The 24,477-nt window shown below is 69.4% G+C and carries 27 protein-coding genes and 1 other RNA gene; 12 read left to right on the top strand and 16 right to left on the bottom strand.

Features of this window, described 5'->3' with window-relative positions; genetic code table 11:
* The 3 genes from E4O86_RS10545 to E4O86_RS10535 all read left to right on the top strand — a co-directional run.
* The coding region (locus E4O86_RS10545) for an SDR family NAD(P)-dependent oxidoreductase (RefSeq protein WP_161140498.1) at positions 1 to 620 on the top strand (620 nt) is incomplete at its 5' end.
* Positions 621 to 633: 13 nt separating this feature from the next.
* The gene (locus tag E4O86_RS10540) at positions 634 to 846 is read left to right on the top strand and encodes a tautomerase family protein (protein WP_161140497.1); all 213 of its coding nucleotides are present in this window, start codon (positions 634 to 636) and stop codon (positions 844 to 846) included.
* Positions 833 to 3,154: a molybdopterin guanine dinucleotide-containing S/N-oxide reductase gene (locus tag E4O86_RS10535; RefSeq protein WP_161140496.1), complete on the top strand. Its 2,322-nt coding sequence runs from the start codon at positions 833 to 835 to the stop codon at positions 3,152 to 3,154. Before E4O86_RS10540 ends, E4O86_RS10535 begins: the two co-directional genes overlap by 14 nt.
* Positions 3,155 to 3,247: 93 nt before the next feature.
* Here E4O86_RS10535 and E4O86_RS10530 read toward each other — a convergent pair whose 3' ends face one another.
* The 11 genes from E4O86_RS10530 to ssrS all read right to left on the bottom strand — a co-directional run bounded on the left by E4O86_RS10530 (position 3,248) and on the right by ssrS (position 13,235).
* Positions 3,248 to 3,778: a flavin reductase family protein gene (locus E4O86_RS10530; protein WP_161140495.1), complete on the bottom strand. Its 531-nt coding sequence runs from the start codon at positions 3,776 to 3,778 to the stop codon at positions 3,248 to 3,250.
* Between the two features lie 46 nt (positions 3,779 to 3,824).
* A complete protein-coding gene (gene glmM, locus E4O86_RS10525) occupies positions 3,825 to 5,165 on the bottom strand; it encodes a phosphoglucosamine mutase (protein WP_161140494.1) in 1,341 nt (446 codons plus the stop codon).
* Positions 5,166 to 5,325: 160 nt separating this feature from the next.
* A complete protein-coding gene (gene ftsH, locus E4O86_RS10520) occupies positions 5,326 to 7,248 on the bottom strand; it encodes an ATP-dependent zinc metalloprotease FtsH (RefSeq protein ID WP_161140493.1) in 1,923 nt (640 codons plus the stop codon).
* A gap of 167 nt (positions 7,249 to 7,415) precedes the next feature.
* Positions 7,416 to 8,714, bottom strand: a complete 1,299-nt coding sequence (gene tilS, locus E4O86_RS10515; RefSeq protein WP_161140492.1) for a tRNA lysidine(34) synthetase TilS — start codon at positions 8,712 to 8,714, stop codon at positions 7,416 to 7,418.
* Complete coding sequence (gene ybgF / locus E4O86_RS10510; RefSeq protein ID WP_161140491.1) at positions 8,686 to 9,633, bottom strand: tol-pal system protein YbgF; 948 nt, start codon at positions 9,631 to 9,633, stop codon at positions 8,686 to 8,688. The genes tilS and ybgF overlap by 29 nt, the downstream gene beginning before the upstream one ends.
* Before the next feature lie 101 nt (positions 9,634 to 9,734).
* Entirely contained in the window at positions 9,735 to 10,247 is a 513-nt protein-coding gene (pal, locus tag E4O86_RS10505) for a peptidoglycan-associated lipoprotein Pal (RefSeq protein WP_161140490.1), read from the bottom strand.
* A 161-nt stretch (positions 10,248 to 10,408) separates the two neighbouring features.
* Positions 10,409 to 11,158 carry a YebC/PmpR family DNA-binding transcriptional regulator gene (locus tag E4O86_RS10500; RefSeq protein ID WP_161140489.1) on the bottom strand — a complete coding sequence of 250 codons (750 nt, stop codon included), beginning with the start codon at positions 11,156 to 11,158 and terminating at the stop codon, positions 10,409 to 10,411.
* 80 nt (positions 11,159 to 11,238) lie between these two features.
* Positions 11,239 to 11,649, bottom strand: coding sequence for a GFA family protein (locus E4O86_RS10495; protein WP_161140488.1), 411 nt, complete (start codon positions 11,647 to 11,649; stop codon positions 11,239 to 11,241).
* The gene (locus E4O86_RS10490) at positions 11,646 to 12,473 is read right to left on the bottom strand and encodes a TIGR00282 family metallophosphoesterase (protein WP_161140487.1); all 828 of its coding nucleotides are present in this window, start codon (positions 12,471 to 12,473) and stop codon (positions 11,646 to 11,648) included. Before E4O86_RS10490 ends, E4O86_RS10495 begins: the two co-directional genes overlap by 4 nt.
* Positions 12,470 to 13,045 carry a 5-formyltetrahydrofolate cyclo-ligase gene (locus tag E4O86_RS10485; RefSeq protein ID WP_161140486.1) on the bottom strand — a complete coding sequence of 192 codons (576 nt, stop codon included), beginning with the start codon at positions 13,043 to 13,045 and terminating at the stop codon, positions 12,470 to 12,472. The genes E4O86_RS10490 and E4O86_RS10485 overlap by 4 nt, the downstream gene beginning before the upstream one ends.
* Positions 13,046 to 13,079: 34 nt before the next feature.
* Positions 13,080 to 13,235: non-coding RNA, 6S RNA (gene ssrS, locus E4O86_RS10480), on the bottom strand.
* A gap of 130 nt (positions 13,236 to 13,365) precedes the next feature.
* On the opposite strand from ssrS, the gene E4O86_RS10475 reads away from it, so the two are divergent.
* From E4O86_RS10475 to E4O86_RS10440, 8 genes are all read left to right on the top strand, one after another.
* Entirely contained in the window at positions 13,366 to 15,279 is a 1,914-nt protein-coding gene (locus tag E4O86_RS10475; protein ID WP_161140485.1) for a propionyl-CoA synthetase, read from the top strand.
* 54 nt (positions 15,280 to 15,333) lie between these two features.
* Positions 15,334 to 16,122 (top strand): SDR family NAD(P)-dependent oxidoreductase, encoded by a 789-nt coding sequence (locus E4O86_RS10470; RefSeq protein WP_161140484.1) that lies wholly within the window; start codon positions 15,334 to 15,336, stop codon positions 16,120 to 16,122.
* A gap of 45 nt (positions 16,123 to 16,167) precedes the next feature.
* Positions 16,168 to 16,671 (top strand): crossover junction endodeoxyribonuclease RuvC, encoded by a 504-nt coding sequence (ruvC, locus tag E4O86_RS10465; protein WP_161140483.1) that lies wholly within the window; start codon positions 16,168 to 16,170, stop codon positions 16,669 to 16,671.
* Positions 16,672 to 16,725: 54 nt separating this feature from the next.
* Positions 16,726 to 16,995: an AbrB/MazE/SpoVT family DNA-binding domain-containing protein gene (locus E4O86_RS10460; protein WP_161140482.1), complete on the top strand. Its 270-nt coding sequence runs from the start codon at positions 16,726 to 16,728 to the stop codon at positions 16,993 to 16,995.
* Positions 16,979 to 17,389, top strand: coding sequence for a type II toxin-antitoxin system VapC family toxin (locus E4O86_RS10455; protein ID WP_161140481.1), 411 nt, complete (start codon positions 16,979 to 16,981; stop codon positions 17,387 to 17,389). The genes E4O86_RS10460 and E4O86_RS10455 overlap by 17 nt, the downstream gene beginning before the upstream one ends.
* On the top strand, positions 17,386 to 18,000 hold the full coding sequence (ruvA, locus tag E4O86_RS10450; RefSeq protein ID WP_161140480.1) for a Holliday junction branch migration protein RuvA: 615 nt from the start codon (positions 17,386 to 17,388) through the stop codon (positions 17,998 to 18,000). The genes E4O86_RS10455 and ruvA overlap by 4 nt, the downstream gene beginning before the upstream one ends.
* Complete coding sequence (gene ruvB / locus E4O86_RS10445) at positions 17,997 to 19,043, top strand: Holliday junction branch migration DNA helicase RuvB (RefSeq protein ID WP_161140479.1); 1,047 nt, start codon at positions 17,997 to 17,999, stop codon at positions 19,041 to 19,043. The genes ruvA and ruvB overlap by 4 nt, the downstream gene beginning before the upstream one ends.
* A gap of 202 nt (positions 19,044 to 19,245) precedes the next feature.
* On the top strand, positions 19,246 to 19,941 hold the full coding sequence (locus E4O86_RS10440) for a DUF1013 domain-containing protein (protein WP_161140478.1): 696 nt from the start codon (positions 19,246 to 19,248) through the stop codon (positions 19,939 to 19,941).
* Positions 19,942 to 20,029: 88 nt separating this feature from the next.
* Here the strand turns inward: E4O86_RS10440 and tolB are convergent, their stop codons facing one another.
* Genes tolB through tolQ form a run of 4 tightly spaced genes read right to left on the bottom strand, consistent with a single transcriptional unit; the run spans position 20,030 to position 23,637 of the window.
* Positions 20,030 to 21,358 (bottom strand): Tol-Pal system beta propeller repeat protein TolB, encoded by a 1,329-nt coding sequence (gene tolB / locus E4O86_RS10435; RefSeq protein ID WP_161140477.1) that lies wholly within the window; start codon positions 21,356 to 21,358, stop codon positions 20,030 to 20,032.
* 18 nt (positions 21,359 to 21,376) lie between these two features.
* Positions 21,377 to 22,468: a TonB C-terminal domain-containing protein gene (locus E4O86_RS10430; protein WP_161140476.1), complete on the bottom strand. Its 1,092-nt coding sequence runs from the start codon at positions 22,466 to 22,468 to the stop codon at positions 21,377 to 21,379.
* Between the two features lie 3 nt (positions 22,469 to 22,471).
* The gene (gene tolR / locus E4O86_RS10425) at positions 22,472 to 22,921 is read right to left on the bottom strand and encodes a protein TolR (RefSeq protein WP_161140475.1); all 450 of its coding nucleotides are present in this window, start codon (positions 22,919 to 22,921) and stop codon (positions 22,472 to 22,474) included.
* A complete protein-coding gene (gene tolQ / locus E4O86_RS10420) occupies positions 22,921 to 23,637 on the bottom strand; it encodes a protein TolQ (protein WP_161140474.1) in 717 nt (238 codons plus the stop codon). The genes tolR and tolQ overlap by 1 nt, the downstream gene beginning before the upstream one ends.
* Positions 23,638 to 23,867: 230 nt before the next feature.
* On the opposite strand from tolQ, the gene E4O86_RS10415 reads away from it, so the two are divergent.
* Positions 23,868 to 24,008, top strand: coding sequence for a hypothetical protein (locus E4O86_RS10415; RefSeq protein ID WP_161140473.1), 141 nt, complete (start codon positions 23,868 to 23,870; stop codon positions 24,006 to 24,008).
* Here the strand turns inward: E4O86_RS10415 and ybgC are convergent.
* Entirely contained in the window at positions 23,986 to 24,474 is a 489-nt protein-coding gene (ybgC, locus tag E4O86_RS10410; protein ID WP_161140472.1) for a tol-pal system-associated acyl-CoA thioesterase, read from the bottom strand. The two genes, E4O86_RS10415 and ybgC, sit on opposite strands and share 23 nt — an antisense overlap.
* Positions 24,475 to 24,477: the final 3 nt, after the last annotated feature.

Raw genomic sequence — 24,477 nt, 5'->3', positions numbered from 1 at the left:
CCGCGGCGGCGGAGGCCGCCGGCGCCCGGACCGAAGTCTGCCTCGGCGACCTCGCCGAAGCGGGGACCGCGGCCGGGCTCGTCGCGCGGGCGGCCGAGGCGTTCGGGCGGCTCGACCAGGTCGTCAGCAATGCCGGCATCGCGGACCGGCGCCTGATCGGCGAGGTCGACCACGCCGCCCTCGCCCGCGCGCTGAGGCTGATGCCGGAGGCGTTCTTCGCGCTCGCCGAGGCAGCGCTGCCGCACGTGACCCGATCGGACCAGGGGCGGATCGTCGCGGTCAGCTCGTTCGTGGCGCATGTCTTCGCGCCGGATTCCCTGTTTCCGGTCACGGCCGCCGCGAAGGCTGCCGTCGAGGCGCTCGCGAAGAGCCTCGCCGCCCAGATCGCGCCGACGGGCGCCACGGTGAACTGCGTCGTCCCCGGCTATACGCGGAAGGACGCGTCCGGCCATTCCGCGCTCTCCGAGGCGTCCTGGAAGAAGGCGGCGGAGCGCACCCCGATGGGGCGGATCGCGAGCCCCGACGACATCGCCGCCGCGATAGCCTTCCTCCTGTCGCGCGACGCCGGGCTCATCACCGGACAGATGATCCACGTCGATGGCGGATTGACCCTTGCATGACGGAGCGTGAAACGTGCCCTACGTCCTAGTCCAAATCGTAGAAGGCCGTTCGGCGGAGGCGAAGAAGGCGATCGCGGCCGACATCACGGCAAGCCTCGTGGAGCATGCCGGCGCGCGCGCCGAGGATTGCTACGTCGTCTTCCGGGACGTCGCCGCGAGCGACTGGCTGATCGCGGGAGAAACGGTCGCAGAGAGACGGCGGAAGCGCGGCGATGCCGGGACCTAGCACTTCGATCAGCCTCTCGCACTGGGGCGCGTTCCTCGCCGACACCGAGGACGGGCGGCTCGTGGGCGTCAGGCCGTTTCCGCGCGATCCTGCGCCCTCCCCCATCATCGAGAACACGGTCGAGATGGTCTATTCGCCGCTCCGGGTCGCGGAGCCGGCGATCCGCGAGAGCGTGCTGCGGTCGGGACCGGGGGCCGCCACCGAGCGCCGCGGCAGCGATCCCTTCGTCTCCGTGGGCTGGGACCAGGCGCTCGACTTCGTCGCCGCGGAGCTGCGGCGGATCCGCGGCGAGCACGGACCCGGCGGGATCTTCGGCGGGTCCTACGGATGGTCGAGCGCCGGGCGCTTCCATCATGCGCGCTCGCAGCTCAGACGCTTCCTGTTCGCGGGCGGCGGCTGCGTCGACCAGGTGACGAACTACAGCTGGGGCGCGGCGCAGGTGCTCCTTCCGCATGTGGTCGGAACCCACCAGCCGGTGAGCGGGCGGAACACCTCCTGGGATTCGATCGCGCGCCACACCGATCTCTTCGTCGCCTTCGGCGGCCTGAACCCGAAGAACTGGAACGTGACCGCCGGCGGCCCGGGCGAGCACATGATGCCGCACTGGACGCGCCGGGCGCGGGAGAGCGGCGTCGAATTCGTCGTCGTATCGCCGGTGAGAAGCGACATCCCCGATTGGCTCGGGGCGGAATGGATTCCGCCCCGGCCGAACACCGACACGGCGCTGATGCTCGGCATCGCCCACGTCCTCATCACCGAGCATCTGGTCGATGCGGCGTTTCTCGACCGCTACACGACCGGCTACGACAGGCTGAGGGCCTATGTCCTCGGCGAGGAGAACGGCGTCGCGACCACGCCGGACTGGGCGGCGGAGATCAGCGGCGTCGAAGCCGGGGCGATCCGGTCGCTCGCGCGGCGCATGGCGTCCGGCCGGACCTTCATCGCCGGCAGCTGGTCGCTGCAGCGGGCCGATCACGGCGAGCAGCCGTACTGGATGATCGTCGCCCTCGCCGCGCTGCTCGGGCAGATCGGACTGCCTGGCGGCGGCTACGGGTTCGGCTACGGCTCGCTCAACGGCGTCGGAAATCCGAGCAGGGCGCTGCCGGCGCCCCAGTTTCCGACCGGCCGCAACCCGGCCGGCCTCGCAATCCCGGTCGCGCGGGTCGCGGACATGCTTCTCGGGCCCGGCGAGACCTGCGAATTCGACGGCCGCACCCTGATCTATCCCGATATCCGCATGGTCTATTGGGCCGGCGGCAACCCGTTCCACCACCATCAGGACCTCAATCGCCTTCTCCGCGCCTGGCGCCGGCCCGAGACAATCGTCGTGCACGACACCTGGTGGACGCCCGTCGCCCGCTTCGCCGATGTCGTTCTGCCCGCCACGACAACGCTCGAGCGCAACGATCTCGGCGGGTCCTCGCGCGACCGCTTCCTCTTCGCCATGCCGCAGGCGATCGCGCCGGTCGGCGCCGCGCGCTCCGACTTCGCGATCTTCTGCGATCTCGCCGCCCGCCTCGGCTACGAGGCCTCCTTCACCGAGGGGCTCCGGGAGATGGACTGGGTCCGCCGGCTCTATGCCGCGGTGACGGAGGCGGCATCCGCCAAGGGCGTCGCCATGCCCGATTTCGACGCGTTCTGGCATGCGGGGTACTGGGAGGCGCCCCCGCCCGAGACGGAGGAAATCCTTCACGCGGACTTCCGCGCCGATCCGCTCGCCGCGCCGCTCGCGACACCTTCCGGGCGGATCGAACTCTATTCCGAGCGCATCGCGAGCTTCGGCTATGCGGACTGCCCGCCCCATCCCGCATGGCTGGAGCCGGCCGAGTGGCTGGGCAGCCCGAAGGCCGGACGGTTTCCGCTTCACCTGATCTCGAGCCAGCCGGGCACCAAGCTTCACAGCCAGTCCGACCCGTCCGCGCTCAGCCGGGCGCGGAAGGTCGGCGGGCGCGAGCCGGTCCTCATCCATCCGGCAGACGCGGAGCGGCGCGGCATCCGGACCGGATCGCCCGTCCGCCTCTTCAACGACCGCGGTGCCTGCGTCGCGGCCGCCCGGGTCACTGCGGAGGTCCGGCCCGGCGTGGTCGTGCTGCAGACGGGGGCGTGGTTCGATCCCTCCGAGCCCGGCCAGGCGGGCGGCCTGGAGCGCCATGGCAACCCGAACGTGCTGACCCTCGACAAGGGCACGTCGCGCCTCGCGCAGGGCTGCAGCGCGATGACGGCGCTGGTGGAGATCGAGCCGCTCCAGGACGCCCCGGAGGTGAAGGCCTTCGCTCCGGTCGCACTGAAAAGGGCCGTGCCGGCATGACTTTCGGGCGGCCGGCCGGGCGCCCGGAACGCCCGCCCCGCCCATGGGCCGTTCCGCCTCCCGTCCCGCAGCGGCGGCGGAAGCGGGCGGGCCCTACGGCATTTTCGACGGGATCGTGACCGTCTCGCCGTCCACGGCAAAGGTGCCGTAGCCGCGGTGATGGATGGTCTTCGGCTCCGGCTGGCCGGAATCGCTCCAGGCCTTCACCACCTCGAGCACGAAGAGATCGTAGTCGGGGACGAGCCGGTCGTCCCGTACCCGGCACTCGAGATTGGCGAAGCATTCCGCGACGAGCGGCGCGGCCACCTCGGCCGCCGGAAGCGGGGTCAGGCCGAATGCCGAGAACTTCTCCGTGTCGCGCCCGGAAGAATTGCCGATCGCCACCACCTTCGGGGCGAGGTGCACGGCCGGGACGGCGATCACGCACTCGCCCGTCTCCTTCAGCGCCCTGTGGCTGAAATCGGCGCCGCTGACGACGCAGGCGACGAGCGGCGGCGTGAACTCGACCATCATGTGCCAGGACATGGTCATCACGTTCGCGCGGCCCGCCTGCGCCGTCGTGAGCAGCACGACCGGACCCGGCTCGAGCAGCTGGTAGACCCGTGCGAGCGGATAGTCGTCCATGGCCCCGTCCCCCGACAGGGCGGTGCGTGCCGCCCGGCCCGGCCGCTCAGGCGGCGCGCTGCACCACGTCGGCGATGTCGTTCACCACCGCGCGGACGAGATCGGCATTGTCGCCCTCGCCCATGATCCGGATCACCGGCTCGGTGCCGGACGGCCGGATCACCAGCCTGCCCTCCTTGCCGAGCCTCGCCTCCGCGTCCGCGATGACGCGCTGCACCGTTTCGTTCTCGAGCGGCTGCCCGCCGCGATAGCGCACGTTCTTCTTCACCTGCGGAACCGGGTCGAAGCGGTGGCAGACCTCGCTCACCGGCCGGCCCTCGCGACAGACCACGGCGAGAACCTGGAGCGCGGCAATGAGCCCGTCCCCCGTCGTCGCGAAGTCGGAGAGGATGATGTGGCCGGATTGCTCGCCGCCGACATTGAAGCCGTGCTGGCGCATGTGCTCGACGACGTACCGGTCGCCGACCGGCGTGCGGACCATCGACAGGCCCTGCGCCGCCAGGAAGCGCTCCAGCCCGAGATTGGACATCACGGTGGCGACGATGCCGGCCCCCGCCAGCCGGTGCTCCTCGTTCCAGTAATTGGCGACGAGCGCCATCAGCTGGTCGCCGTCGATGACGTTGCCCTTCTCGTCGACCATCACCACGCGGTCCGCGTCGCCGTCGAGCGCGATCCCGATATCGGCGCGCACCTCGTGCACCTTCCGCGCGAGCGCGTCCGGCGCGGTCGAGCCGCAATCGCGGTTGATGTTGAAGCCGTCCGGCTCAACCCCGATCGAGACGACCTCGGCGCCGAGCTCCCAGAGCGCGAGCGGGGCGGCCTTGTAGGCGGCGCCGTTCGCGCAGTCGACGACGACGCGCAGGCCGTCGAAGGAGAGCTGGCGCGGCAGCGTGCGCTTCGCGAACTCAATATAGCGGTCGAGCACGCCGTCGACGCGCTTCGCGCGCCCGAGCTCCGAAGCCGGGGAAAGGCGCGTGGTGAGATCCGATTCGACGAGCGCCTCGATCTCGCTCTCGACGAGATCGGAGAGCTTGAACCCGTCCGGCCCGAACAGTTTGATGCCGTTATCGGCGTAGGGGTTGTGCGAGGCGGAGATCATGACGCCGTAATCCGCCCGCATCGAGCGCGTCAGCATCGCGACGGCTGGCGTCGGGATCGGGCCGAGCAGGAACACGTCGACGCCGACGGCCGTGAAGCCCGCCACCATCGCGTTCTCGATCATGTAGCCCGAAAGCCGCGTGTCCTTGCCGATGACGACCCGCTGGCGGTGGCCGTTGCGGTAATGCAGTCCCACAGCCATTCCGACGCGCATCGCGATGTCGGGCGTCATCGGGAAGAGATTGGCCGTCCCGCGGATGCCGTCGGTGCCGAAATATCGCCTCGTCATGTCTAACCGCCGTTACGCTTCGAACACAGTCTCCCTGGAGACCGACCTCGCCCCAAGGTCCTCTTACGCGGGAATCCTTCCGAATCCCTCAACTGCTCAAACGTATAGAGGCCCGGACCAGGGTCCGGGCCTCACAATCTGTATCAAAGCGTGACAGGGATCAGGTCGGCTGGGGCTCCAGGCCCTTGTCGCTTCCCTTGTCGGGCCGCGTGCGCGGGCCGGTGGAAGGCACCGCCGAGCCGCGCGGCGGCGTCTCGTCGTTGCTCGGATCCTCCCGGACCGGGCGCTTGCCGTTGAGCAGGTCCTTGATCTCCTCGCCGGAAAGCGTCTCGAACTCCAGCAGGCCCTGGGCGAGCCGCTCGAGCTCGTCCTTGGACTCCGTGAGGATGCGCCGCGCCTCGGCATAGCCTTCGTCCACCAGGCGGCGCACCTCGTGGTCGATCTTGCGCGCGGTCTCCTCGGAGATGTTCTGCTGGCGCGCCACCGAATGGCCGAGGAAGACCTCCTCCTGGTTCTCGCCGAGCGCCACCCGGCCGACCTGGTCGGAGAAGCCCCAGCGCGTCACCATGGCGCGCGCGAGCTTCGTGGCCTGCTCGATGTCGGAGGCCGCGCCCGACGTGACCTTCCGGTCGCCGAACACGAGCTCCTCGGCCACGCGGCCGCCCATGAGGATCGCGAGCCGCGAGGTCATCTGCTCGAAGGTCATCGAGAGCTGGTCGCGCTCCGGCAGCTGCATGACCATGCCGAGGGCGCGGCCGCGCGGGATGATGGTCGCCTTGTGCACGGGATCGGTCGAGGGCACGTGCAGCGCCACGATGGCATGGCCGCCCTCGTGATAGGCGGTGAGGCGCTTCTCGTCCTCGGTCATGACGAGGGTGCGCCGCTCGGCGCCCATCATCACCTTGTCCTTGGCGTCCTCGAACTCCTGCCCGGTGACGAGCCTCTTGCCGCGCCGCGCCGCCAGGAGCGCGGCCTCGTTGACGAGGTTCATCAGGTCCGCGCCGGAAAAGCCGGGCGTGCCGCGGGCGATCGTCTTGAGGTTCACGCCGGGCGCGAGCGGCACCTTGCGCACATGCACCTTCAGGATCTTCTCGCGGCCGACGACATCCGGGTTCGGCACCACGATCTGCCGGTCGAAGCGGCCCGGCCGCAGCAGCGCGGGATCGAGGACGTCCGGACGGTTCGTCGCCGCGATGAGGATAATGCCCTCGTTCGCCTCGAAGCCGTCCATCTCGACGAGGAGCTGGTTGAGCGTCTGCTCGCGCTCGTCATTGCCGCCGCCGAGCCCGGCGCCGCGATGGCGGCCGACGGCGTCGATCTCGTCGATGAAGATGATGCAGGGCGCGTTCTTCTTCGCCTGCTCGAACATGTCGCGCACGCGGGAGGCGCCGACGCCCACGAACATCTCGACGAAGTCGGAACCCGATATGGTGAAGAAGGGCACGTTCGCCTCGCCGGCGATGGCGCGGGCGAGCAGCGTCTTGCCGGTGCCCGGCGGGCCGACCAGGAGCACGCCGCGCGGGATCCGCCCGCCGAGGCGCTGGAACTTCTGCGGATCGCGCAGGAATTCGACGATCTCCTCCAGGTCCTCCTTCGCCTCGTCGACGCCGGCGACGTCCTCGAAGGTGACGCGGCCGTGGGCCTCCGTCAGGAGCTTCGCCTTCGACTTGCCGAAGCCCATCGCCCGGCCTCCGGCACCCTGCATCTGCCGCATGAAGAAGATCCACACGGCGATCAGCAGGAACATCGGGAACCAGGAGATCAGGACCGAGATGAACGACATCTTCTCGTCCTGGGGCCGCGCGCGGATCGAGACGTTATGCTCCTCGAGCATCGGAACGTAGTCCGTTCCGGGCGGCGCGTAGGTGCGGAAACGCGAATTGTCCGCGTATGTCCCGCTGATCTCCTCGCCGGCGATCGTGACGGACTTGATGCGCCCGTCCGCTGCGTCGTTGCGGAATTGCGAGTAGCTGATCTCGTTGGCCGAGGTTTGGCTCGACGGATTCTGGAAGAGGTTGAAGAGCGCTACCAGCAGAAGCAGGATCACGATCCACAGAGCGAAATTGCGGAAGTTCTGGTTCATTCAGTTCGACCCCGGGCAGCCAGGCAGCGCTCTCACTCGCTCCCACCGCATTCTCGACTAGATAGGTTGTTGGCGGGTTTATGCCAAGGCGAGTTCTGGTCAGCGCGCTCGAATCCGGCGAAGAGACGCGGCCGGTGCGGTTGTCCCGCAGGGCCGAGGGGCCTCCCTCATACCGTGCTGCGATGAAGCCGTTCCCGCACCAGGCACGCCGCCTCGAAGGACGCGACCGGGATCGCCGGCCGCACCGGCCGCAGACCGGCCGGCAACGCGGCGAGACGGCCGTCGCGAAGGATGGCCGGCAGCGTCCGCGCCGCGCCCCTTGTCATGCCTTCGAAGGCAAGGAGCGGAGCGGCGAGGCCGATCGGCGCGATCTCGAGCACCGCGTCCGCGTTCGGGACGGAGATGCGGAACCGCCCGTCCCAGACGATTGTCTCGGCGGGCCGCGCCGGCATGGTCGGCAGGCCTGCGCGTCCCCATTCGCGGCGGATCTCGAACAGGCCGCCGGACGCCGTGACCACCGCCCCGTGGAGCGTCCGCCGGACCCGCTCGCCGGCGGGACCCGCCGCAAGCGCGCCGAGCAGGGATCCGATCGACGCGTGCTCCGGCGTGTAGTCCGCGCCTGCCACCGCGGCGAGCATGCGCGCAAGCGACCGTTCGGCGATCTCCTCGTGCGCCTCCGTCAGCGCCTCGAGGGGGCCGGTGACGCTCCCCCATTCCGAGATCGAGCAGGCGTCGAAGACTAGCCGTTCGCAGCAGGCGTCGAGCGCGTCGGCTGCGCGCGCCAGGCGATCAGCCGTGCCTGCGAGCCGCTCCGCATCGAGGCCGTGCCGGTCGAGCGCCGGCTGCAGGCGCCGCATCCGCACCCGCTCGTAGCGCTCGTCCTCGTTGGACGGATCGCCCGCGAGCGGCAGTCCGCTCGCCGACGCCAGCCGATGAAGCGCCGATCGCGACACGCCGAGAAGCGGCCGGGCGATCGCAATGTCGCCGGTCCGCACCATCGGCCGCATGGCGCCGAGACCGTAGACGCCCGAGCCGCGCGCGATCCGCATCAGGAAGGTCTCGGCCTGGTCCTCCCTGTGATGGGCCGTGACGATGGCTTCGGCATCGACCTCGCGGGCGAGATCGGCGAGCGCCCGGTACCGGGCGCTCCGGGCCGCCGCCTGGCGGTTGCCTGCCGGCAGCCGGCCGAGCCTGAGGACGCGGCAGGAGAGCCCGAGCCGCGCGGCATTCGCCGCCACGGTCCCGGCCTCGGCGGCGGATTCCGGGCGCAGTCCGTGGTCGACGGTCGCCACCAGGACGGGCGGCCGCTCGTTCCACCGGGACACGAGCAGCATCAGTGCGGTCGAATCCGGCCCGCCGGAGACGGCGAGCACGAGGCCGCTTGTGCCGCGAAGTTCCGAGAAGAGAAGGCTCGGCGCGGGAAGCCCCCCGCGGGGCTCAGCAGCCGAGGTCCCGGGTCTGCTCATCGACGCGCGTCTTCAGGATCGAGGACGCGTCGGGATAGCGCCGGCCGACTTCGGAGAGGGTCGCGCAGGCGGCGTCCTTCTCCCCGAGCTGGCCGAGCGACATGCCGAGCTTCACGAGCGAATCGGGCGCCTTCCGGCTCTGCGGCCAGGACTTGTAGACGTTCAGGAACTCGCCCGCGGCCTCGCGGAACTTGCCCTGCTGGTACTCGCTTTCGCCGAGCCAGAACCGCGCGTCCGGGGCCTGCGCCTCGTTCGGGAAGGCCTCCAGCCAGGCGGAGAGCCTCGCTTCGGCGGTCCCGTAATCGCCCGTGAGGACGTAGCCGTAGGCCGCGTCATACTCCTCGCGCGGCGTGCCGCTGCCGAGCGCGGCGAGCTGGGCGGGAGCCGCCTGGCCCGAAGGCCTCAGGCTGCCGAGCAAGCGGTCCGATTGCGGCAGCGGCACCGATGCCGCACCGCTCGCGAGCGCCGACAGGTCGAGCGGCGCCGTGCCGCCGAGGCCGTCGCCGTCCGCGGCGATCCGCGGGTCGTCCTGGGCGATCGAATTCGCCTCGGGATTGGTCCCGGGGCCGGCTCCCGGCTGCACCGGCAGCGAACCGGTGGTCAAGGCCCCGCCGCCGGACGGCGGCTTGTCGAACTGGCCGGCGGACGGCGGGTTGCCGAACTGGCCGGCCGGCTGGCCGTAGCCGCCGGTCTGCCATCCCTGCGCCGTCGGCGACGCGCCCTGCTCCTGCGGCACCTGCGCGCGGGCCTGGTTCAGCTCGTAGGTCAGCCGCTCCACGTCACCGGTCAGCTGGCGGACGCGGTCCTCCAGCTGCTGGATGTAGAGCTTCATCTGGCCGATCTCCTGAGCCGACTGCGACCAGGCCGGCGCGGTGGTCGCCAGCAGGACGAGCGGAACGGCGATCAGACGCATGGGCATGATCATCGGTCTCCGGTGCTCCGTTTCTCTTAGCACCGCACCATCAATTCGGCCAAACTACGACCGCCGGCGCGGACGGCCGGTCCGATCCGGCGCCGCGATCAGCTTCCGGCGCCCTGAAGGACCGTGACCGCGCGCCTGTTCTGCGACCAGCAGGACGGGTCGCTGCAGACCGCCACCGGGCGCTCCTTGCCGTAGGAGACCGTGCGCATCCGCCGCGGATCGATACCCCGCGAGGTCAGGAAGTCGCGGGCCGCCTCGGCGCGCCGCGCGCCGAGCGCGAGATTGTATTCGCGGGTGCCGCGCTCGTCCGCATGGCCTTCGATGATGAAGGAATACTGGCGGTACTGGTTGAGCCACTGCGCCTGCTTCGCAAGCACCATCTGGGCCTGGCCGTTCAACGAGGAGGAGTCGGTGTCGAAGAACACCCGGTCGCCCACGTTCACCTGGAAATCCTGCGCGCTGCCGGGACGCGCCACCCCGACGCCGCCGGCACCCATCCCGGCCAGATCCTGGCCGAGCAGCTTCTGCTGGTTCGCGCAACCTGCGCCCAATACCGCCACGGCCAGAGCCGCCGCCGCCACACCCTTCCGCACGGACACGCCGACACGCATCGCCGCACACTCCTTACGCTGGAATTTGGATTCGCTTAACCCTGCGATGGTTAAGCGGTCGTCAACTGCCCTGGCCGATCGTTGGCATCCGCGAGTGTGAGGGAAATGCCCGCACGCGCAGCATTCCGCGTTGGGCTCCGATTCGGGCCAAACCGCGGCAATCATGCGGCGCTCAGCTGTTCCAGCGTTTCGGCATCGATGTCGTAGTTGGCATAGACGTTCTGAACATCGTCGTCGTCGTCGAGGGTCGCGAGAAGCTTCATCAGCGTCGCAGCCTTCTCTCCGTCGACCGGCGTCAGCGTCTGCGGCTTCCAGACCGTGCGCACCGAATCGGCAGGGCCGAGCGCCTCCTCGAGCGCCTTTGCCACGGTCCCGAGGTCCTCGAAGGCAGTCGTGACGACATGGCCGTTCTCGTCGCTGGCGACGTCCTCCGCGCCGGCCTCGACCGCCGCCTCCAGAACCGCCTCGGGATCGCCGGCGGAAGCCGGATAGACGATCTCGCCGACCCGGTCGAACATGAAGGACACCGACCCGGTCTCCCCGAGCGCGCCGCCATTCTTGGTGAAGTAGGAGCGGACGGCGCCGGCCGTCCGGTTTCGGTTGTCCGTCAGGGCTTCCACGATGACGGCGACCCCGCCCGGGCCGTAGCCCTCGTAGCGGATCTCCGAATAGTCCTCGGCGTCGCCGCCCGCGGCCTTGTTGATCGCACGCTCGATATTGTCCTTCGGCATGCCTTCGGAGCGCGCGTTCTGGATGGCGAGCCTGAGGCGCGGATTGCCGTCCGCGCTCGGTCCGCCCTCCTTCGCCGCGACGGTGATCTCGCGCGCCAGCTTGGAGAAGAGCTTGGACTTGATGGCGTCCTGCTTCCCCTTGCGGTGCATGATGTTCTTGAATTGCGAATGTCCGGCCATGGACAGCCCCAGTCGGTTCTTGTCTTGCGGAGATTGCGCGGCTTATAGGCGGGCGCCAGCCGTCCGTCCAGCGGCGGCGCTCAGCCCGGGCGTCGGCGCGTCGTGGTCTCGAACTTCGCCAGCCCGTCCTCGAGATGCAGCCAGAAGAGCTTCGAGGTCACGTAGGCGTGCCGGTCCGGGACGAGCTGGTCGGCCTCGTCGAAGACGCCGGTATGGATGTAGATCTCGCCGGCCAGGCGGTCGTCCTCGTAGCTGAAGGGCGTGCCGCAATCGGGGCAGAAGCCGCGCACGATATGCTCCGAGGAGCGCCGCCGCCGCGGCGCCCCGGCGACATGGACGTCCTCGCTGCGGAAGCCGGCCCAGACCACGGCGGGCGCTCCGGTCTGGCGCCGGCAGTCCCGGCAATGGCACCAGGACACCTGGAACGGTTCCGCCTTCGCCTCGACGAGGACGGCGCCGCAGAAGCAGCGGCCGTGGAGCGGCAGCTTCACGGGCTCGCCTCGAAATCCGGCTCGGCCGGCTCCAGATGGGGCCCGATGCGCACCGCCCAGACCCGCCGCGCCAGGCCGGTGTCGTCGTCGACGTCGACCGCGAGGCCGGAAAGCGTCGCCGGGCCGAGCGCCGGCGCGAAGCGGGCCTGCGGGATCTTGGTCGTCGCCCGCCGGATCGGCTCGTCCTTCTCCATCCCGATGATCGAATCGTAGTCGCCGCACATGCCGACATCCGTCATGAAGGCCGTGCCGTTCCGCAGCACGCGATAGTCCGCCGTCGGCACGTGGGTATGCGTTCCGATCACCAGCGAGGCCTTGCCGTCGAGATAATGGCCCATGGTCTGCTTCTCGCTGGTCGCCTCGGCATGGATGTCGACGATCACCGCGTCGCAGCCGTGCCCGAGGGAGCAGGCGCCGATCTCCGCCGTCACCGCCGCGAACGGATCGTCGAGGTCCTGCATGAAGACCGAGCCCATCACGTTGATGACCAGCACGCGCGCGCCGTTGCGGGCGATATAGAGGTTGGAGCCGCGCCCCGGCGTGCCGGCCGGATAGTTGATCGGGCGGAGGAAGCGTTCGTGCCGGTCGGCGAAGACGAGCGCCTCGCGCTGGTCCCAGACGTGGTTGCCGGTGGTGACGCAGTCGGCCCCGGCATCGATCAGCGACTGGAAGATCTCCTCCGTGATCCCGAACCCGCCCGCGGAATTCTCGCCGTTGACGACCACGAAATCGAAGCGGTGCCGCTCGATCAGGCCGGGAAGATAGTCGCGCACGACTGTCCGGCCGGTCCGGCCGACGACATCGCCCAGAAAGAGAAGCCTCACGCGTGGTCCTTCACTCTGATCAGTTCCTTCTCCGTTGCCACCGCATCGAGCACCGCATCGTGCGGCTCGAGCGGCACGCTGTCGACTTCCTGGCAAGCAAAGCCGATGCCGACCGTGCGCACCAGCGCCGCCCCGGCGTTCAGCCGCTCGATCGCACGGTCGTAATAGCCGCCGCCATAGCCGATCCGCCCGCCGCGCCGGTCGAACGCGGCGAGCGGAACGACGATCAGGCCCGGGACGAGTTCCGGCTCGGCGACCGGGGGATGGCGCGTGCCGAGCGGTCCCGCCTCGAGCGTCTCGCCGTCGAACCGGCGGAAGATCAGGGTCCCCGCCACCACGGCCGGCATCAGCACCTCCCCGCGCCGTGCCCGGATCGTCGCGATCAGCCCGAGCGGATCGATCTCGCCGCGCATCGGCGCGAAGAGCGCAACCGCCTCGCCCTCGCCGACGAGCGGCCGGATGTGGTCGACGGCCGCCCAGGACCAGCGCTGGTGCTCGTCCGGCGTGATCGCCGCGCGCCGCGCCAGGGCGCCTCGTCGCAGCTCCGACTTCAGGGCGGCTCCGCCGTGCATGCAGTCTCGTCGTCGCAGGACGGGCGGAGGGAAGTGCGCAGCCGCCACGGCCGTTGGAGTTTCGATCCCGGGAAACCTACAACGTAGGTGGGCGCCGTGTGTCCGAGCCCGCAGGCAAGGACGGGGACAGCTCCCTTCAGGATCGATAAGGCCCCGGGGATACGTCTCCTGACGCACCGCGCAGCCGCGCCGCCAAGATATAGGCCGTCCTCGCCCTCTCGACAATTCGCTTCGGAGGATACGCACCCGTCCGATGCGCCGAATTGCCGATGGACTCGGAATATCGGGGCGCTTAGCTCCTCCGAGGCGGGAGGAACGCCATGACGAGCCGTTATCACGAGGTCTATGCCGCCTGGCGTGCCGATCCCGAAGCCTTCTGGGTCGAGGCGGCGCGGGAGATCGACTGGTTCAGGCCGTGGGACAGGGTCTTCGATCCGGATCTCGGGATCTACGGGCGCTGGTTTGCCGGGGCGGAATGCAACACCTGTCACAATTGCGTCGACCGGCATGCCGCCCGGCGGCCCGACGAGGCCGCGATCATCTACGACAGCCCCGTTACCGGCACGGTGCGGACCATCACCTATGGCGACCTCCTCGGCGAAGTGAGCGCCCTCGCCGCCGTGCTCCTCGACAACGGGATCGGCAAGGGCGATCGGGTAATCCTCTACATGCCGATGGTGCCCGAGGCGATCGTGGCGATGCTCGCCTGCGCCCGCATCGGCGCGATCCATTCCGTGGTGTTCGGCGGGTTTGCCGCGCACGAGCTCGCGACGCGCATCGACGATTGCCGCCCGAAGCTGATCGTATCGGCCTCCTGCGGCATCGAGCCGGGCCGGATCGTGCCCTACAAGCCGCTCCTCGACGGCGCGATCGCGCGCGCCGCCCACAAGCCGGAACGCTGCCTCATCCTGCAGCGGCCCGAACATGGCTGCGAGCTCCTGCCCGGACGCGACCTCGACTATGCGCAGGCGGTCGCGCTGGCGCGGGGGCGCGCGGTCCCCTGCGCGGCGCTGAAGGCGACCGACCCGCTCTACATCCTCTATACCTCGGGCACGACCGGCCAGCCGAAGGGCGTGGTCCGCGACAATGGCGGCCACATGGTGGCGCTGAAATGGTCGATGGCGGCGATCTACGCCGTCGATCCCGGGGAGGTGTTCTGGGCGGCCTCCGATGTCGGCTGGGTCGTGGGCCATTCCTACATCGTCTATGCGCCCCTCCTCCACGGCTGCACCACCGTGCTCTACGAGGGAAAGCCGGTCGGCACGCCGGACGCCGGGGCATTCTGGCGCGTGATCGCCGAGCACCGCGTGGCCGCCCTCTTCACGGCGCCGACGGCCTTCCGCGCGATCAAGAAGGAGGACCCCGGCGGTACTCATGTCCGGAACCACGATCTGTCGGGGTTCCGGACGCTGTTCCTCGCCGGCGAGCGCGCCGATCCCGACACCATCCAGTGGGCGGAGAGAATCCTCGGCGTGCCCGTGGTCGATCACTGGTGGCAGACGGAGACGGCCTGGGCGATTGCGGCGAACCCTGTCGGTCTCGGCATGCTGCCGGTTAGATACGGATCGCCCACGGTGGCGATGCCCGGCTACGACGTGGAAGTCCTGAGCGATGCCGGCGAGCCGGTGGCGCCCGGCACGCTCGGCAACATCGCCGTCAGGCTGCCGCTGCCGCCCGGCTGCCTGCCGACGCTTTGGAACGCCGACCAACGCTTCAGCGACGGCTACCTTTCCGAATTTCCGGGATTCTACAAGACGGCGGATGCCGGGTTCCGGGACGAGGACGGCTATCTCTTCGTCATGGCGCGGACGGACGACATCATCAATGTCGCCGGGCACCGGCTGTCGACGGGTGCCATCGAGGAGGTGCTCGCCTCGCACCCCGACGTCGCGGAATGCGCGGTGATCGGGATCGCCGATGAACTGAAGGGCCAGCTCCCATGCGGATTCGTGGTGCTGAAATCCGGCAAGGCGCGGAATCCTGCGGAGATCGAGCGGGAATGCGTGGGTCGCGTCCGCGCGGAGATCGGGCCGGTCGCGGCACTCAAGACCGTGTTCGTCGTGGACCGGCTGCCGAAGACGCGCTCGGGCAAGATCCTGCGCGCCACCATGCGCCAGATCGCGGACGGCGAAAAGGTGCGGGTACCGCCGACGATCGATGACCCGGCGATCCTCGACGAGATCCGCGAGACGATGGGCCGGCATGGCCGGCCTCCGTCCCCTCCCGACGATTGACCCGACCGCCCGCGCTGGGCACTGTGCCGCCGCGAGGTCACGAGGGGGCTCATAATGGCGCTCGAGAACAAGGTCGCGATCGTAACCGGCGGCGCACGCGGGATCGGATTCGCGATCGCGCGGCGCTTCGCCGACGACGGTGCCAGGGTCGTCGTCGCCGACATCGACGAAGATGCCGGTTCGGATGCCGCGGCCCAGCTCGGCGAGCGCGGCGCCGTCCGGTTCGTGAGCTGCGATGTCGGCGATCGGCTGAGCGTGCGCAACCTCGTGGCGGCGACGGTCGATGCCTTCGGGACGATCGACGTGCTCGTCAACAATGCCGGCATCCTCTGCGGCGCCGATTTCCTCGAACTCGCCGAGGAGGATTTCGACCGCGTGCTGCGGGTGAACGTGAAGGGAGCGTTCCTGACCGGGCAGGCCGTCGCGAAGCGCATGGTGCGGCAGATCGAGGACGGCGGCGAGCCGGGCTGCATCATCAACATGAGTTCGGTGAACGCGGTCTTCGCGATCCCCAACCAGGTGCCCTACTCCGTCTCGAAGGGCGGCGTCAGCCAGCTCACCAAGGTGATGGCACTGGCGCTCGCGCCCTACGGCATCCGGGTCAATGCGATCGGCCCCGGCTCCATCAATACCGAGATGCTGGCGGCGACCATGCAGGACAAGGATGCACGCCGCCGGGTGCTGTCGCGCACGCCGCTCGGACGGCTCGGCGAGCCGGCCGAGATCGCCGGGGTCGCCGCCTTCCTCGCCTCCGACGATGCAAGCTACGTGACCGGGCAGACCGTCTATGCCGACGGTGGACGGCTGCCGCTCAACTACGTCGTCCCCGTCCAGGACGCATAGGGCCGGCCGGCTCGCACCGGGCTGCGCCCTCGCCTATCGTGGCGCATGCATGTGATTCGGATCGTCGGGATCGACCCGGGCCTGCGCCGCACCGGCTGGGGAATCGTGGAAAGCTCAGGCTCCCGGCTCGCCTTCGTCGCTGCCGGTACCGTGACGAGCGACGGCGACGCCCCTCTCGCGGAGCGGCTCCGCCAGCTTCATGACGGGCTCGAGCGGATGATCGCCGAATTCCGTCCGGACGAGGCCGCAGTCGAGGCGACCTTCGTGAACCGCGACGCGGGAGCGACGCTGAAGCTTGGCCAGGCGCGCGGCATCGCCATGCTGGTGCCTGCACGCGCCGGCCTCGCCGTCGCCGAATACGCCCCCAACATGGTGAAGAAGGCCGTCGTCGGGGCCGGCCACGGTGCCAAGGCCCAGGTGAAGATGATGGTCTCGGTGCTGCTGCCGAAGGCGCGCTACGACAGCGACGATGCGGCCGACGCGCTCGCCATCGCCATCTGTCACGCCCATCATCGCGGCGCCGGCGACAGGCTGAAGCTGCTCGCCTGATGTTCTTGACCTGTTCTTGTCGCCGTGCGAAGTAATACGCGCGAGGTATTACCCATGCGACTGACCGAGAAGAGCCAGGTGACGGTACCGAAGCGGGTCCGGGAGAAGCTCGGGATCGGGCCCGGCTCGGAAGTGGATTTCGTGCTCGGGGACGATGGCGTGCGGCTCGTGAAGGTCGAGCCGGCGCTGGAAGGCGAGACGAAGGGGCAGCGCCTCGTCCGGCTGCTGCGCGAGGCCGGGCAGAAGTATCGGAAGTCGGGCCTCTCCGCGGACGAGATCATGGACCTGACGCGCGGACCGTTCGACGATGTCGACCCTCGTTGACTCGAACGTCCTCATCGACGTCATCGAAATGGCCGAGGTCTGGAGCGAATGGTCCGCGGCACGCTTGGCTGAAGCGGCGGATCTCGGGGAGATCATCATCAATCCGATCGTGCTGGCCGAGACCTCCATGCACTTCCTGGACGAGGATGCCTACGAAGCGGCCGCATTCGCGAGGCTGACGAGGGAGCAGACTCCCTGGGAAGCTGCGTTCCGCGCGGGTCAGGCGCATGCCCGCTACCGCCGCAGCGGCGGGATGCGCGAGCGCACGCTGCCGGATTTCCTCATCGGCGCCCATGCGGCGGTGAAGGGTCACCGGCTCCTGACGCGCGATGCGCGGCGCTACCGCGCCTATTTCCCGGACCTCGACATCATAGCGCCGGACACGCATCCATGATCGGCAAGCTGAAGGGCATCGTCGATTCCTCGGGTTCTGACTGGGTGATCCTGGACGTGCACGGCGTCGGCTATCAGGTGCAGTGCTCGGCGCGGACTCTGCGGGACCTGCCTCAGGCCGGAGCGGCGGCGACCCTTTTCGTCGAGACGGTCTTCCGGGAGGACCAGATCCGGCTGATCGGCTTCATGTCGGAAGCCGAACGCGACTGGTATCGGCTCCTGGTGACGGTCCAGGGCGTCGGCAGCAAGGTGGCGCTTGCCGTGCTCGGCACGCTCTCGGCGGCCGAGTTCGCCTCCGCGATCGCCCATCAGGACAAGGCGATGATCGCACGCGCGCCGGGCGTCGGGCCGAAGGTGGCGGCGCGGATCTGCGCGGAGCTCAAGGACCGCGCGCCGGCCTTCTCCGAAGCCGGCCTCGGTCTCGCCCGCCTGCCCCAGGCCGGCGCGGAAGCGCTGCCGCTTCCCGCGAGCGACGCGGTGTCCGCGCTCGTGAACCTCGGCTACCAGCAGGCGCAGGCTTCGGCGGCCGTCGCGGCCGCGATCCAAGCGGCGGGCGACCATGCCGACACTGCCCAGCTCATCCGCCTCGGCCTCAAGGAGCTTGCCCGGTGAGCCCCGCCCGACTGGTCTCGGGTGCCGAGCGCGAGGATGACCACGACCCGACGCTCAGGCCGCAGCGGCTCGCCGACTTCGTGGGCCAGGCGCGCGCCCGCGCCAACCTCCAGGTCTTCATCGAGGCGGCGCGGACGCGGAAGGAGGCGCTCGATCACGTCCTCTTCGTCGGACCGCCGGGCCTCGGCAAGACCACGCTCGCCCAGATCGTCTCGCGCGAGCTCGGCGTGAACTTCCGCGCAACCTCCGGCCCGGTGATCGCCAAGGCCGGAGACCTCGCGGCGCTCCTCACCAATCTCGAGGAGCGCGACGTGCTCTTCATCGACGAGATCCACCGCCTGAGCCCGGCGGTCGAGGAGATCCTCTATCCGGCCATGGAGGATTTCCAGCTCGATCTCATCATCGGCGAGGGACCGGCGGCCCGCTCGGTGAGGATCGATCTCGCGAGGTTCACCCTGGTCGGAGCCACCACGCGCCTGGGCCTCCTCACCACGCCGCTCAGGGACCGCTTCGGCATTCCCGTCCGGCTCGAATTCTACGAGCATTCCGAGCTGGAGCAGATCGTGCGGCGCGGCGCCCGGCTCCTCGGCGCCCCGATCACCGAGGAGGGTGCGGCCGAGATCGCGCGCCGCGCGCGCGGAACGCCGCGCATCGCCAACCGCCTCCTCCGCCGCGTGCGCGACTTCGCGGCCGTCGAGAAGGCGAGCGAGATCACGAGCGCGATCGCCGACAGGGCGCTCACCGCGCTCGAGGTGGACCGGCAAGGTCTGGATTCGCTTGACCGCAGGTATCTCGAACTGATCGCCGGCCATTTCGGGGGCGGCCCCGTGGGCATCGAAACCATCTCCGCCGCCCTCTCGGAGCCGCGCGACGCGATCGAGGACATTGTCGAGCCCTATCTCATCCAGCAGGGCTTCATGCAGCGCACGCCCCGCGGGCGGCTGCTGACGCCGAAGGCGTTCGATCATCTCGGACTGGCCGCGCCGCAGCTTCGGTCCGCCTCGCAGTTCGGCCTTTTCGCCGATGGCGGCGACGACGGGTAGCACGCCGGTTCGACGAGACACGCCGGCTGTGCCGCGGTCCGCCTCCGGCGAAATTGGCGCGGGGCGATCCCTGCTGCGTGGCGACCCCGGCCCTCTTCCTTGCGGCAGGCCTTGCCCGCGCCTATAACAAGGGCAATTCCCGTCAAACTGGACGTGATTTCAGCTTCTCCGCCCGCCGGGGAAGCGGTTAGGAGGGTTTTACATGACGACCATGCCGCTCATGCCGAAGGCGACCGCCGTCTGGCTTGTCGACAACACGTCGTTGACCTTCGACCAGATCGCCTCGTTCTGCCGCCTGCACCCGCTCGAGGTGAAGGCGATCGCGGACGGCGATTCGGCGCAGGGTATCAAGGGCATGGACCCGGTGCTGACGGGCCAGCTCACGCGCGAGGAGATCGCCAAGGCGGAAGCCGATCCCGACTACCGCATGAAGCTGCAGGAATCGAAGGTGCGCGTGCCCGAGCAGAAGCGGCGCGGCCCGCGCTACACGCCCGTCTCCAAGCGCCAGGACCGCCCGAACGCCATCCTGTGGCTGGTCCGGAACCATCCGGAGCTGAAAGACGCGCAGGTGATGCGGCTCGTCGGCACCACCAAGCCGACCATCCAGTCGATCCGCGACCGGACCCACTGGAATTCCAATCAGCTCACGCCGATCGATCCGGTGACGCTCGGCCTCTGCTCCCAGCTCGAGCTGGACATGGAGGTCCGCAAGGCCGCGCGCGCGCAGCCGCTTCCGGCCGAGCCGGAGGGCGCGCGCCTGCTGCCGGCGGAGGAGACCCAGGGCCGGAAGGGCGAAGGCTTCCTCGATTTCGACCGCGAAGAGCCGCGGCGGGAGCCGGACATCGATCCGGAATCCGTGTTTGCGAAGCTGAAGTCGCTGAAGAGCGAGGACCTCTGAGCCGCACACACGGGCGGACGAGGCCAATCAAAAGGGGCGTCGGCCGGGCCGGCGCCCCTTCTTTCTGCTCACTGCGCGCGCGATCCCGTCAGTTCAGCAGCGGCGACCAGGCCGGGTCGGAGGCGAAGTTCGGCGTCGGCACGCGCTGCTCGTTGTAGCCGGTGAGGTCGACCGACCAGAGCTGCGGCCCGCCGCCCTGGTCGCGGAAGAACATGAGCACGCGTCCGTTCGGCGCCCAGGTCGGCCCCTCATTGTGGAAGCCCTCGGTGAGGATCCGCTCCCCGGAGCCGTCCGGCCGGATCACGCCGATCTTGAACTGCCCGCCGTCCTGCTTGGTGAAGGCGATGACGTCGCCGCGCGGCGACCAGACCGGCGTGCCGTAGCGGCCCGGCCCGAAGCTGATGCGCTGCGCCGGCCCGCCAGCGGCGCTCATCACGTAGAGCTGCTGCTGGCCGCCGCGATCCGATTCGAACGCGATCTGGCTGCCGTCCGGCGAATAGCAGGGCGCCGTGTCGATCGAAGGCGAATCGGTGAGCCGCGTGAGCTGCCGCGTCCTCAGGTCCATCCTGTAGAGGTTGGCGTTGCCGCCCTGCTGCAGCGAGAACACGATCTGCTGGCCGTCCGGCGAGAAGCGCGGACTGAAGGCCATGTTCGGGAAGTTGCCGATCAGTTCGCGCTGGCCCGATTCGATGTTGAGCAGGTAGACGTGCCATTGCTGGCCGTTGAGCGAGGCGTAGGTGATCTCCTGGCGCGCCGGCGCGAAGCGCGGCGTGAGGACGAGGTCGCGCCCGTCCGTCAGGAAGCGGACATTGGCGCCGTCCTGGTCCATGATCGCGAGCCGCTTCACGCGCTGCGACTTGCTGCCGGTCTCGTCGACGAAGGCGATGCGGGTGTCGAAATAGCCCTTCTCGCCGGTCAGGCGCTCGTAGATCGAATCGGCGATGATGTGGGCGATCCGGCGCCAGCTGTTCGGGCTCGCGTAGAATTGCTGGCCGGTGAGCTGCTGGCCGGAGAAGATGTCCCAGAGCCGGTATTCGGCCATGAGCCGTCCGTCCGGCATCGCGGTCACGGCGCCGGAGACGAGCGCCTGCGCGTTGAGCGGCCGCCAGTTCACGAAGTTCGGCATCGCGCTCGGCGGCACCACCGGATCGACGAAGCCCGCCGGGTCGAGCGGCGCGAACAGGCCCGAGCGCTTCAGGTCGGCCGTGATCACGCCCGAGACGTTCCGGCTAAGCTCGTCGACCGAGCCCGCGGCGCCGACGAAGGGCGGAATCGCGATCGGCATCGGCTGGACGTTGCCGCGCGTGATGTCGACCTTGAGCTGCGCGGCCGCGGGCGTGGCCGCCAGCGCCGCCGCCGCGGCGAGCACGACGAGAATCGAACGCAGAAAGACTGTGAAACGCACAGCAAGCGCCATTGGGTGCCGGGCTCCTGATTATCCGCCGAGCATCTCGCGGGGATCGAAGGTGAACTCGATCTGCCGCCATGCCTCGTACTTGTTGGAAGGAAGGATGGTGTAGGGCGCGCAGACCTGGACCGCGCGGAGCGCACTCTCGGCCGCGATCTGCGACAGGCTGTCGAAAACGCCGCTCACGACGCGGGGTGCGGAGGCGAGGCTGCCGTCCGGGAGAAGGCTGATCGCGACCGTCACGCTCAGCGAACCCGCCTCCCGGACGCCGCGCGGCGGATTCCAGCAGCGGTAGAGCATGGCCTTCAGCGCCTCGATCTCGCTCTGGGTCATGGCGGCCTCGGCCCGGCCGTCGATCGAGCCGAGCGTCTGCGGCTCGGGACGCGGATTCGGATCGCCGCCGCCCTGCGCCTCCTGCTTGTTGAGGAGCGCGGCGATGTCGTTCGTGTCGAACTTCGGCTTGTCCGGCTTCGCCTCCGCCACGACCTTCGGCTTCTCGGGCGTTGCGGGCTTCGCCGGCTGCGGCTTCGCCTCGGCCATTTGCTTCGGCGGCGCCGGGCGGCTGCGCGGCGGCGCCGCGGGGGGCTGCGGAGCTTCCGCCGCGGCGGCAGGCTCCGGTTCAGGCTTGGCTTCGGCCGGCTTTGGCTCGGCCGCCTTCGGGGCAGGCTCCTCGGGAGGCTTCGGCAGCGCGGCGAGCTGCTTCGGTTTCGGCGGCTCGGGCCTCGCCTCCTTCATCACGTCGCGGACCGGCTTCGGCTCGGGCTCCGCCGGCGGCGGGGGCGCGGGCGGCTTCTCTGCGACCTTGGGCGCCGGTTCCGGCGGTGGCGGCGGAGCCGGCTCGCGCGCCGCTTCCACGATCTTCTCGGCGGGCTTCTCGGCCGCCTTCGGAGCCGGCTGCGGCGCCTTGACGGTCGCCTTAGGCTGCGGCTTCTCGTCCGGGGCCTTCTCCGCCTTCTTGTCGCCCTGCAGGAGATCGGTCTTGTCGGAGACCGTCACGAGTTCGACGGGCAGCGCCTCGATCGGGTCGACCGTGAACGGCCGCGCTTCGGGAAACGCCACGAACCCGATCGCCAGGATTGCCAGATGGCCGGCTATGGAAACCCCGAGCCCGACACGCATGGCTCACCCGTCCGTGTCCTCGACGGTGACGAGGCCGATCTGGTTGTATCCAGCCGCGTTGAGCTGGCCCATCACGCGCATGATCGTGCCGTAATCCGCCGCCCTGTCGCCGCGCACGAAGATGCGCTGTTCCGTGCCGTTCCTGGCGATGGCCTGCAGCGTCGCCACCAGCCGGTCCGGCGTCACCTCGTTTTCCTGCAGGAAGATCTTGCCGTTCGCCTCGATCGAGACGGTGATCGGCTCGGTCTGGCTCTCGAGCGGCTTGGCGGCGGTCTTGGGCAGGTCGATCGGCACCCCGACCGTCAGGAGCGGGGCGGCCACCATGAAGATGATGAGCAGCACCAGCATGACGTCGACCATGGGCGTCACGTTGATCTGCGCCACCGGCACGTGCCGCCGGCGGACGCGCCGCCGGCCGCCCGAGGAGGACTGAGCGGCGAGCCCGGCGTCCATCAGGCGGCGCTCCGCTCGTCGATCTGGCGCGAAAGGATCGCGGCGAACTCGTCGGAGAAGCCCTCCATCCGGATCGTGAGCCGGGTCACCTGCGAGGCGAACTTGTTGTAGAACATGACGGCCGGAATGGCGGCGAGCAGGCCGAGCGCGGTGGCAAAGAGCGCTTCGGCGATGCCGGGAGCGACCACCGCGAGATTGGTGTTCTTGGAGGCGGCGATCGCCTGGAAGGCGCTCATGATGCCCCACACGGTTCCGAAGAGGCCGATGAACGGAGCGGCGGATCCGACCGTGGCGAGCACGAGGAGGCGGCGCTCGAGGCGGTCGACCTCGCGCGCCAGCGTCACGTCCATCACCCTGTCGATGCGGGCGCCGAGCCCCTGAAGCGTCTTGACGCCGGATTCGTAGGTCCGCTTCCACTCGCGCATCGCGGCGACGAAGAGCGCGGCCATGCCGTGGGCTTCGCGCGCCGAGACCTGCTGGTAGAGCTGCTCGAGCGACTGCCCGGACCAGAACACGTTCTCGAAGGAGTCGAGCTGCCGCGCGAAGCGCGCGAAGAGCAGCGTCTTGTCGATGATGATGGCCCAGCACCAGACGGAAGCGATCACGAGGCCGATCATCACGATCTTGACGACGATGTGCGCCTGCCAGAACAGAGCCAGCAAGGAAAAGCTGCCCGGCGGCGCGGCCAGGGCGGTCTGGACAACGTCAGGATTCATGAAGAACTGCCCGAATTCGGTCTGTCGGCTTGTCGCCAGCGAATGTGTCGAAAGCGCGACCCGGGGAACCATGCGCCCGACGCCGTGCAGCATGCGACACGGTGTGACTTCAACACCACATGGTTAACATGCCGTTAGCGGACCTTGAGCCGGCTAGCGTAAATTCCGCGGAACTCTTTGAATCTACGTGGCGTTTTGGGTTCCAACGAAATCGGGAAGCGAGCCCGGAGATGAACATCATCGAGCGCCTGACGGCACTTGCCCTCGTCGCGGCCACGGCAGCGGTCGTCTCGACGGCCTTCGCGGCCGTGAATACGGCCGAGCCTGAGAACGTCGATCAAGCCGTCGTCATGCAGATCTTTCCGCAGTAGATCCGGCATCCGCCCGGTCCGGCGAAGGCGCGGCTGTGAAGGCGGCGCGCAGCGCCGGGGGCAGGCGTACCGGCCGCCCCGCAGCGCCGATGAGGGCGAGGACGAGGCGCGCGGAGACGAGCACGCGGTTGCCCTCCCCGAGCACCGACTGCGCCAGTTCGAGCCGCGCCCCGCTGCAGCCGCGCGGTCCTGTGCGGATCGTCAGGACGTCGTCGATCCGCGCGGGCCGCATGAAATCGATCTCCATCCGCCGCACCACGAAGGCGATGCCGTCCGCGGCGAGGTCCAGATGCCTGATGCCGAGAAGACGGAGATAGTCCGACCGGCCGCGTTCCATGAAGTGCAGGTAGCGGGCGTGGTAGACGAGGCCGGTGAAGTCGGTATCCTCGAAATAGACGCGCTGGCGAAGCTCGTGCCCCCCGGCGGTCAGGCGTCCCGCCAGGGCATCTCCGGGATCCTCTTCCAAGGC

Origin of the sequence: Propylenella binzhouense (genome assembly GCF_009866965.1) — a bacterium.
In the GTDB taxonomy this organism is placed as follows: domain Bacteria; phylum Pseudomonadota; class Alphaproteobacteria; order Rhizobiales; family Afifellaceae; genus Propylenella; species Propylenella binzhouense.
Note: the sequence above shows the minus strand (reverse complement) of the source record. Positions and strands in the feature narration are given on the sequence as shown.